General features: G+C 71.1%; 2 protein-coding genes. One reads left to right on the top strand and one right to left on the bottom strand.

Annotated elements, in window-relative coordinates; translation table 11 throughout:
* Positions 1-102: 102 nt before the first annotated feature.
* Entirely contained in the window at positions 103-351 is a 249-nt protein-coding gene (locus E1284_RS40855) for a hypothetical protein (protein WP_131945461.1), read from the top strand.
* Here E1284_RS40855 and E1284_RS40850 read toward each other — a convergent pair.
* On the bottom strand, positions 323-811 hold the full coding sequence (locus E1284_RS40850; protein ID WP_131945460.1) for a MarR family winged helix-turn-helix transcriptional regulator: 489 nt from the start codon (positions 809-811) through the stop codon (positions 323-325). The two genes, E1284_RS40855 and E1284_RS40850, sit on opposite strands and share 29 nt — an antisense overlap.
* Positions 812-1,123: the final 312 nt, after the last annotated feature.

Here is a 1,123-nt window from a genome sequence, read left to right as displayed (position 1 = left end):
CCCGCCCCCTGACCGACGTCCAGGCGACCCTGATGGCCCTCCTCCGCGGCCGCCTGACCCCCTAGGGCCTCGGCCTCGCGGTCAGTCGGCCTTGGGCAGCAGATGGTCCCGACGCCCCGGGCGATCCAGCTCCGGGAGGAGGTCCGGGCGCTGCTGGAGCACGCCGGCACCGTGCTGGCTCCCGCGCTCCGGCAGAGCACGTGGCTGCACCGGCGCGTCGCGGCCGTCGTCCCGAGCCACACCGCCGCACTCTTCATGGCCCGGACCACCGACCTGGTCTGCCTGACCCTCGACGGCTGGCTGCCGGACGCCATCGCCGCCGTCAGGGGAGGTTGCGGATCTCCTCGATGATGCCGGGCATCGCCTCGTTGTTCTCGCGGATCCAGCGCCGCAGGACGGCGAGCTCCTCGTCACTGTAGGTGGCGAGGCGCTCCCGGAAGGCGGTGGCGATCGGCTCGAAGTAGGAGCCGAACTCGGCGATGTTCTCCTCGACCGGTTCGACGATCACGCGGCGGCGGTCGTCGGGGTCGCGGGTGCGCTTGACGTACCCGGCCCGCTCCAGCCGGTCGATGACGGCCGTGATCGCGCCGCCGGTCGTGATGCCCATGAGCTGCGCGAGCCTGCCGGGCGTCTGCGGGCCGTCCAGTACTAGGGCGTTGATGCACTGCGCGTCGGTGACGTTCAGGCCCGCCTTGGTCGCGGTGGCGTGGTGCAGCAGGACGGTGAACATGGTGCTGCGCTGCATCGCCCGCTGCAGCTCGTCCAACCGCTCGCGGTCCGGGGTCGACACCGCCCACCTCTCCCTCGTCATCTCTCGAATGGAGAGCTTAGTGGCCGGATCCGGACAGGACCACCGGGGACGGCGCGGCGTGTGGCGCAGGACTCGGGGACCCATGATCGGGGCACCCCCGGGGCACCCCTATCATGGCTTTTGTTAGGACCACTAACAGAGGTCCGCTGCTGGCCCCGAATCCCACGAAGGTTCGGGGCCGACCTCTAGTGCGGTGACCACGAACGTTCGCCGGGTCTTGTCATGCTGCTTTGGGGCGGGGTCGTCCCCAGCGTTGCTGGCGTTCGCTGCGGACCCGGGCGCGTTCGCGGCGTTGGGCGGCCAGCACGTCGG

The organism is Actinomadura bangladeshensis (assembly GCF_004348335.1).
GTDB classification, from domain to species: Bacteria; Actinomycetota; Actinomycetes; order Streptosporangiales; family Streptosporangiaceae; genus Spirillospora; species Spirillospora bangladeshensis.
This window is presented reverse-complemented; position numbering and strand designations above follow the sequence as displayed.